This window comes from Streptomyces sp. ICN903 (genome assembly GCF_022015835.1).
Lineage (GTDB): Bacteria > Actinomycetota > Actinomycetes > Streptomycetales > Streptomycetaceae > Streptomyces > Streptomyces fenghuangensis.
Window position 1 is genome coordinate 1 of record NZ_JAKMAY010000289.1, and the last position, 7,225, is coordinate 7,225.

Below are 7,225 nucleotides of genomic sequence, written 5' to 3' on the forward strand. Positions count from 1 at the left end.
CCCCCTCCCCCTCCGCGAACACCGGAGGCGGCGAGGAGGGCTGCCGTACGGCCGGCGCCGAGGTGCGCACCTTCCAGACCACGGGAGGACGGGCGTCCATACGGTTCGGCAGCAGCGGCGCCTGCCTGGTCTCGGCGCTGCCGGCCGGCGGCTTCACCGCGGCCACCCGGCGCGGCGGGCCCAGGGAGCTGACCGTGGTCTTCACCGGCGACTCCTTCCGCTCGCAGATCGAGGTCACCTCCCCCACGCCCTCCAGCTACAACGTGGCGGTCAGGGAGTCGACCGTCTGAGAGCGGCCGGGGTACTGCCGGGATGTTGCCGGTCGTTTCGGTGCCCGCCGAAACGACCGGCCCGCATGATGGGCGCCATGGACTCCCCCGACCGCGCACGCCGCGCACGCCGCGCCCGTCCGTCCCCTTCCGAGCGGCACCCCGAGCACGCCGGTTCCGGTCTCGCCCGGCTCGCCGGGCTGCTCGCCGACGACACCCGGGCCCTGTTCTGCCTGGCGCTGCTGGACGGGCGGGCGTGGACGGCGGGCGAACTGGCCCGGCTGGCCCACGTCGCGCCGTCCACGGCAGGTGAGCACCTGGACAAGCTGGTGGCCGGGGGCCTGCTGGCCCAGGAGCGCCAGGGGCGGCACCGCTACGTGCGGCTGGCCGGCCCGTCGTCCGCGCGCCTGGTCGAGGAACTGGCCGCGCACGCGGGGCCGCCGCCCGCCGCGCGCTCCCTGCGGGAGGCCTCCGCGAACACGGCGATGGCCCGGGCCCGCACCTGTTACGACCACCTGGCCGGACGCCTGGGGGTCGCGGTCACCGACGCCCTGCTGGAGCGGGGGCTGCTGCGGCAGGACACCGGGTTCGCGGTGACCGGGGCCGGGCTGCGGTGGTTCGGCGGGCTCGGCATCGACCTGAAGGCCCGCCAGTACGGCCGCCGCCCGGCGGCCCGCGCCTGCCTGGACTGGACCGAACGCCGCCCCCACCTGGCCGGCGCGGCCGGGGCCGCGCTGTGCCGGCACGCCCTGGAGGCCGGCTGGTGCGAGCGGATCGGCACCCGGCGGGCGCTGCGCGTGACCGATGCCGGGCGGCACGACCTGCGCGAGCTGCTGGGCCTCACCGGCGCCGACCTCGACGGCGGGACCGCGGACACTTCCGGTACGGCGGGCACGGCGGAGGCCACGGCATGAGGACCGCCGCCGGAGCGTCCCCCCGTACGGGCGACACGAGGACCGGGAAACGGCGGGCCGTCCCGGATTGCGGTAGACCCGGGAATGTCGTCATGCTGCACCCACACCGTCCGTGGAGGACCGATGAGCGCCCAGCCGCACTCGTATGCAGCCGCCGACCCGGAAACAGCGCTGAAGTACGCGATCCAGCACATCCGGGGGGACCGGGTGCAGATCGTGGAGGGGGTCATCGAGCCGGTGTCACCGAGTTGGGACCACGAGGCCGCGGCGGACGTCGTCCGCGAGCAGATCGGCCCGGCCGTACGGCGGCTCGGCTGTGTCGCGGGATCGGGCAACCTGGATCTGCCCGGAAGCAGCAACTGGTACGTGCCGGATCTGGCCGTCGTCCCCCGGGACCTGGCCAAGGGCGCGGGCGCCCTGCTTCCGGACCAGACGCTGCTGGTGGTCGAGGTCACCTCCGAGTCGAACGCCGACACCGACCGCACCGCCAAGCGCCGCCGCTGCGCCGAGTACGGGGCGCCGCTGTACCTGCTGGTCGACCGGCAGGAGCGGGCCTGCACGCTCTTCGCCGAGCCGGGCGAGCTCGGCTACACCCGAGTGGAGGGGCCGCACCCGTTCGGCACGCCCGTGCGGCTGCCCGAGCCGTTCGCGGTGGAGCTGGACACTTCCGCCCTGGGCTGAGCCCCGCAGGGACCGGCGCCGGAGAGGGCGTCGTGGGAGAGGGGAGCCGTCCGTGGTGAACACGTCCGCCGCGTCCGCTGGTTCCGCCGGTTCCGCCGGTTCCGCCGCCTTCCGCGCGCTGCACCGCCGCGGGCGGCCGCTGCTGCTGCCCTGCGCCTGGGACCACGCCTCGGCCGCCGCCCTGGCCGCGCACGGCTTCCCCGCCGTCGGGACCAGCAGCCTGGGGGTGGCCGCCGCGGCCGGTCTGCCCGACGCCACGGGGGCCGCACGGGGCCGGACCCTGGCGCTGGGGCGGCGGCTGGCCCGGCTGCCGGTGCCCGTCAGCGTGGACGTCGAGGGCGGGTTCTCCGAGGACCCCGCGCAGGTCGCCCTTCTGGCGCGGGAGCTGGCCGGGGCGGGGGTGGCCGGGGTGAACCTGGAGGACGGGCTGCCCGGCGGGCGCCTGGCCGACCCGGCGCACCACGCGGAGAAGATCGCGGCCGTCAAGGAGGCCGCCCCGGCGCTGTTCGTCAACGCCCGCACCGACACCCACTGGCTGGCCGCCGACCCCACCACGGCCGCCGCGTCCCGCCGGGCCCGTGCCTACCGGGAGGCCGGGGCGGACGGCGTCTTCGTGCCCGGCCTCACCGACGAGGACGGCATCCGGGCACTGGCGGGCGAGCTGGACGCCCCGCTGAACGTCCTGTACTCCCCCGGCGGCCCCACCCGCGAGCGGCTGGCCGAGCTCGGCGCGGCCCGGATCAGCCTGGGGTCGCTGCTGTTCCGCGCCGCCCTCCAGCGCGCCGTGGAGCTGGCCGCCTCCCTCGCCGACCCGGCCGCCCCGCCCCCTCCGCTGCCCACCTACGACGAGACCTGCGCCCTGGCCGCCCCCTGGGCGGACGGGGACTGAGACTTCTCCTTTCCGAGTTCGCCGCGGAGCCTCCGCAGAACCTCTGTGACAGAACCTCTCCCCCGAAGCGTCCTAAGGGGTGACGGCGGAGACGGACGGCGAGAGGGACACCGTGGTGGAGAGACCGACGCAACGCCTGGAGGAGTTCCGGGAGTTCGCGAGCAGCTCCGGCAGTCGGCTGTTCCGTACCGCGCTGTTGCTGACCGGAGGTGACTGGCACCAGGCCGAGGACCTGACGCAGACCGCGCTCGGCAGGGCGTTCGCGTCCTGGCGGCGGGTGCGGCGCGCGGACGACCCCGACGCCTACGTCCGTACGATCATGGTCCGCGCCCACATCTCCCAGCGGCGACTGCGGCGCAGCGGCGAACGGCCGGTCGAGGCCGTGCCCGAAGCGGCCGTCTCCGGCGGCTCCGATCCCGCGCTGCGGGTGACTCTGCTGCGGGTGCTCGGCGAGCTGCCCCACAAGGACCGGGCGGTACTGGTGCTGCGCTACTGGGAGGACCGCAGCGTGGAGCAGACCGCCACCGAGCTGGGCGTGAGCGCCGGCTCGGTCCGCAACCGCAGCATGCGGGCCCTGGCGCGGTTGCGCGATGCGCTGGGCGGCGAGCTCGATTCACTGGCGAACGGATGAGCACCGACGTCGGTCGCCCCTCCCGCGCTCTTCCGTCCCGATCCATGAGTTGTGTGTCCATGCCCGTACGGAGAAAGCCGGTGATTTCCCGTGGAACCCGATGAGCGGCGACTGTCGGCCGTGATGAAGGAAGCCGTGGACGGTGTGCGGCCGCCCCTGCCGTCGCTGGTCGACGGCGCGACGGTCCGCGGCCTCCGCCTGCGCAGACGGCGGCGGGCCGTACAGGCGGCCTCCCTGTGCGCGGTGGCCGCCGCGCTGACCGCGGGCGTCTCGGTGTTCGGGGCGTATCTGCCGACCATGGGGAGCGGCGCCGTGGTGCAGGCACTGCCCGAGGCACCGGCCGACGGTTCCGACGAGGTGGCCTTTCCCGACTTCTCGCATCTGCCGCACGACCCCGAACCGCCCGAGGACAAGGTCGCCCTGACGGGCCGCGCCACCGTGCACATACTCCGGGAGCTGCTGCCGGCCGGCACCGGTACCTCGCACTACAAAGGTCAGGACAGTTTCCCTCCCGGCCCCGCGTACATCGACACCAGCGGAATTCTGAAGATCGCCACGGGGGTCGGCCGGGCCGAGGTGACGGTCAATGTGCAGGGCGGCTTCGGCCGTGACCGCGGCGCGCGGGGGACGGAGTTCCTGGAGCGCTTCTACTCCTGCGACGAGAACAGGGGCGAGGGCAGGATGACGGCCTGCACCGTCGCCAACCTCGACGACGGTTCGCTGCTCATGGCGTACGAGGACCGCTCCGGCCTGCTGATCCGCCGCCACGCCGACCTGCTGCGCACCGACGGCACCCGGATCGTCGTCGGCACCTCCAACGGCTGGGACCTGGAGGACGGGCCGGTCCTGGCCTCCCGCCCTCCGCTGTCCTTCGAGGCACTGCGGGCCGTGGTGACCAGCTCGCGCTGGAGCCAGTGGGTGGCACCGGACGTCGTGGAGGCGGCAAAGGCCCTGACGCCGTACAGGGACCTCACCCCGCGTCCCGCGCCCGGCGACACCGACCAGACGGGCCGCCTTCCGTGAGAACGGCCGGGCCGGGGTGGGTGGGCGGCCCCGGTCCCGGCCGGCGCTCACTTGCGGTTGTACAGGCGCATGGTGGCCGTTCCGAAGACGGCCACCAGCACCGCGCCCCACCCCAGCGACCAGGCGATCTCGGTGGCGGGCCAGTCGCCCGCCATCAGTCCGCGCACCGCCGAGGCCAGATGGGTCACGGGGCTGTTGTTGACGAAGGCCTGGAGCCAGCCGGGCATGGTGGACGGGTCGACGAAGACGTTGCTGAGGAACGTCAGCGGGAAGATCACCATCATGCTGACGCCCATCACCGACTTCTCGGTGCGCAGCATCAGGCCGAACATCGTCCAGATCCACGAGAAGGCGAACGCGAAGACGATCAGCAATGCCACCCCGGCCACCACTCCGGGCACGCCGCCGGCCGGGCGGAAGCCCAGCACCAGGCCGAGTGCCAGCATCACCGCGCAGGCGATGGTGTAGCGCAGCATGTCGCCGAGCAGGTAGCCGACCATCGCCGAGGGGCGCCAGATCGGCAGGGTGCGGAACCGGTCGAAGACGCCCTTGGCGATGTCGATGTTGACCGCCACCCCGGTGTACATGGTGATCATCACGATGTTCATCACCAGGATGCCCGGCAGCAGGAACTGCACGTACTGGTCGGTCGATCCGGCCAGCGCGCCCCCGAAGAGGTAGGTGAACATCAGCACCATCATGATCGGGAAGACGGTGACGTCGAAGAGCTGCTCGGGCACGTGCTTGATCTTCAGCACCGCCCGCCAGCCGAAGGCGGCGGAGGCGGCCCAGGCGCTGGGGCGGGGCGGGCGCTCCCCGGATACCAGCAGGCCGGCCAGGGTCTCGGCCGCCGCGGGGGCCGACTCGCCGGTCTCGCCGGTGCGCTGTCCGCGGGTCGTGGCGGTGCTCATGCCGGGATCTCCTCTTCCTCGTTCGCGGGGGCGCCGGTGCGGTCGGCGGGGCGGTCGGTGAGGGCGAGGAAGACCTCGTCCAGACTGGGCTGGCCCAGCGAGAAGGTGTCGACGGTGATGCCGGCGCGGGCCAGTTCCGCCAGCGCCCGGGAGGCCTGCTCGGCCGCGCCCGCGCCGTCGCCGTGCAGGCCGACGCGGGCGGTCAGGGCCACCGGGTCGGGGTCGAGCTGGATGCGTGCCTCCAGGACGCGGGCGAGCAGCCGCTCGGCCTCGGGCCGCCGTTCGGCGTCCCGCAGCCGCAGATGCACCGCGCCGGCGCCCACCGAGGCCTTCAGCTCGCCCTTGGTGCCCTCGGCGATGACCTTTCCGTGGTCGATGACGGCGATGCGGGAGGCGAGCTGGTCGGCCTCGTCGAGGTACTGGGTGGTCAGCAGCACCGTGGTGCCCCGGGAGACCACCACCCGCACGATGTCCCACACCTGGTTGCGGCTGCGCGGGTCCAGGCCGGTGGTCGGCTCGTCCAGGAAGAGCAGGTCGGGGGTGTTGAGGATGGACGCGGCGATGTCGATGCGGCGCCGCATGCCGCCCGAGTAGTTCTTGACCTGTTTGCCCGCCGCCTCGGCGAGCCCGAAGGCCTCCAGCAGCTGCTCGGCCCGCCGCCGGGCGGCGGGCTTGCGGTGGCCCAGCAGCCTGCCCAGCAGGATCAGGTTCTCCGCGCCGGTCAGGTCCTCGTCCACCGAGGCGTACTGCCCGGTCAGGCTCACCCGGGCGCGTACGGCGTCGGCCTCGTGCAGCACGTCGTGCCCGAAGACCCGGGCCCGGCCGCCGTCGGGGCGCAGCAGGGTGGCGAGCATCTTGACCGTGGTGGTCTTGCCCGCCCCGTTGGGGCCGAGGACCCCGTAGACCGTGCCCGCCGGGACGGCGAGGTCCACGCCGTCCACCGCGCGGGTCTCCCCGAACACCTTGACCAGCCCGGATGTCTCGATCGCCAGGCCGGATGCGCTCTCGCCCATGTTCCGTCGTCCTCGTCGCTCGTCGGTTCTGCGGCTTCCCTCGACCTTCGGACCGTCCGGGGGCGCCGGACTCATCGCTTCGCGGGGATTTCCCCCGCCGGGTCTCCCGGGCAGCCCGGGTGTGCCGGGTGTGCCGGGTGTGCCGGGTCTCCCCGGTCGGCGGGGCCGTAACGGATGTGCGGGCACGGTGCGCCTCCTCGGTCGTCCTCAGTCGTCGCGGACCTCGATGCCCAGCGCCCGGGCGAGCGCGGGGGCGAGGTCCAGCAGTTGCGCCGGGCTGACGATCGCGCCCCTGAGCGAGTCGTGGCCCGCCGTGATCCCCAGCCCGGCCGCGTCGCGCAGATCGACCCGCGTGAGCCTCGCCTTCTCCAGCCGCACCCCGTCCAGGACCGAGCCGGGGAACGCGACGCCTTCCAGGACCGCCTCGCCGAAGTCCACGTCGCGCAGCAGGCAGTCCACGAAGTACACGTCGCACAGGCGTGCGGCGCGGAGGTTGACCGAGTCGAGCTTGCAGTTGAAGAACGCCACGCGGCGCATCCGCGCCTCGAACGCCTCCACCCCGGCCAGGGCGCCGGAGACGGCCTCGGTGTCCGTCCAGTCGGTCTCGGCCAGGTCGGCGCCCACCCATCGCACGGTGTGCAGCCACACGTCGTTGAAGCGCGCCCGCCGGTAGCGCCCGCCGTCGAACTCGACCGAGGTGAAGGCGGACTCCATGAAGCCGGCGCCGCCGGCGTCCGCTCCGTGGAAGCCGTCCCCGTCGAAGTGGACGGTGTCGTAGGTGCGCTCCCGCTCCAGCCGCCCGCCGCCGTCGAACGGCTGAAGGTACTCCGCGTAGGGCAGGTCGGCCAGCTCCCGTGGAGCCGGCGGGGCGGGCGGTGTGCGCCGGGGGCGTGG

The 7,225-nt window shown here is 74.0% G+C and carries 9 protein-coding genes; 6 read left to right on the forward strand and 3 right to left on the reverse strand.

Going from position 1 to position 7,225, the window contains the following annotated elements; translation table 11 throughout:
* The 6 genes from L7D48_RS23470 to L7D48_RS23495 form a co-directional block, all read left to right on the forward strand.
* A partial coding sequence (locus L7D48_RS23470; protein ID WP_237882195.1) for a hypothetical protein occupies positions 1 to 290 on the forward strand: 290 nt, incomplete at its 5' end.
* Between the two features lie 77 nt (positions 291 to 367).
* Positions 368 to 1,183 carry a helix-turn-helix transcriptional regulator gene (locus L7D48_RS23475; RefSeq protein WP_237882197.1) on the forward strand — a complete coding sequence of 272 codons (816 nt, stop codon included), beginning with the start codon at positions 368 to 370 and terminating at the stop codon, positions 1,181 to 1,183.
* A 123-nt stretch (positions 1,184 to 1,306) separates the two neighbouring features.
* A complete protein-coding gene (locus tag L7D48_RS23480) occupies positions 1,307 to 1,864 on the forward strand; it encodes a Uma2 family endonuclease (protein WP_237882199.1) in 558 nt (185 codons plus the stop codon).
* Between the two features lie 52 nt (positions 1,865 to 1,916).
* A complete protein-coding gene (locus L7D48_RS23485) occupies positions 1,917 to 2,753 on the forward strand; it encodes an isocitrate lyase/phosphoenolpyruvate mutase family protein (RefSeq protein ID WP_237882201.1) in 837 nt (278 codons plus the stop codon).
* A gap of 79 nt (positions 2,754 to 2,832) precedes the next feature.
* Positions 2,833 to 3,384 carry a SigE family RNA polymerase sigma factor gene (locus L7D48_RS23490; protein ID WP_237882203.1) on the forward strand — a complete coding sequence of 184 codons (552 nt, stop codon included), beginning with the start codon at positions 2,833 to 2,835 and terminating at the stop codon, positions 3,382 to 3,384.
* A gap of 90 nt (positions 3,385 to 3,474) precedes the next feature.
* Positions 3,475 to 4,407, forward strand: a complete 933-nt coding sequence (locus tag L7D48_RS23495) for a hypothetical protein (protein WP_237882205.1) — start codon at positions 3,475 to 3,477, stop codon at positions 4,405 to 4,407.
* A 47-nt stretch (positions 4,408 to 4,454) separates the two neighbouring features.
* On the opposite strand, the gene L7D48_RS23500 is transcribed toward L7D48_RS23495, so the two are convergent.
* The 3 genes from L7D48_RS23500 to L7D48_RS23510 form a co-directional block, all read right to left on the reverse strand.
* Positions 4,455 to 5,318 (reverse strand): ABC transporter permease, encoded by an 864-nt coding sequence (locus L7D48_RS23500; RefSeq protein WP_237882206.1) that lies wholly within the window; start codon positions 5,316 to 5,318, stop codon positions 4,455 to 4,457.
* Complete coding sequence (locus tag L7D48_RS23505) at positions 5,315 to 6,331, reverse strand: ATP-binding cassette domain-containing protein (RefSeq protein ID WP_237882208.1); 1,017 nt, start codon at positions 6,329 to 6,331, stop codon at positions 5,315 to 5,317. Before L7D48_RS23505 ends, L7D48_RS23500 begins: the two co-directional genes overlap by 4 nt.
* Before the next feature lie 207 nt (positions 6,332 to 6,538).
* Positions 6,539 to 7,180, reverse strand: coding sequence for a pentapeptide repeat-containing protein (locus L7D48_RS23510; RefSeq protein ID WP_237882210.1), 642 nt, complete (start codon positions 7,178 to 7,180; stop codon positions 6,539 to 6,541).
* Positions 7,181 to 7,225 lie beyond the last annotated feature (45 nt).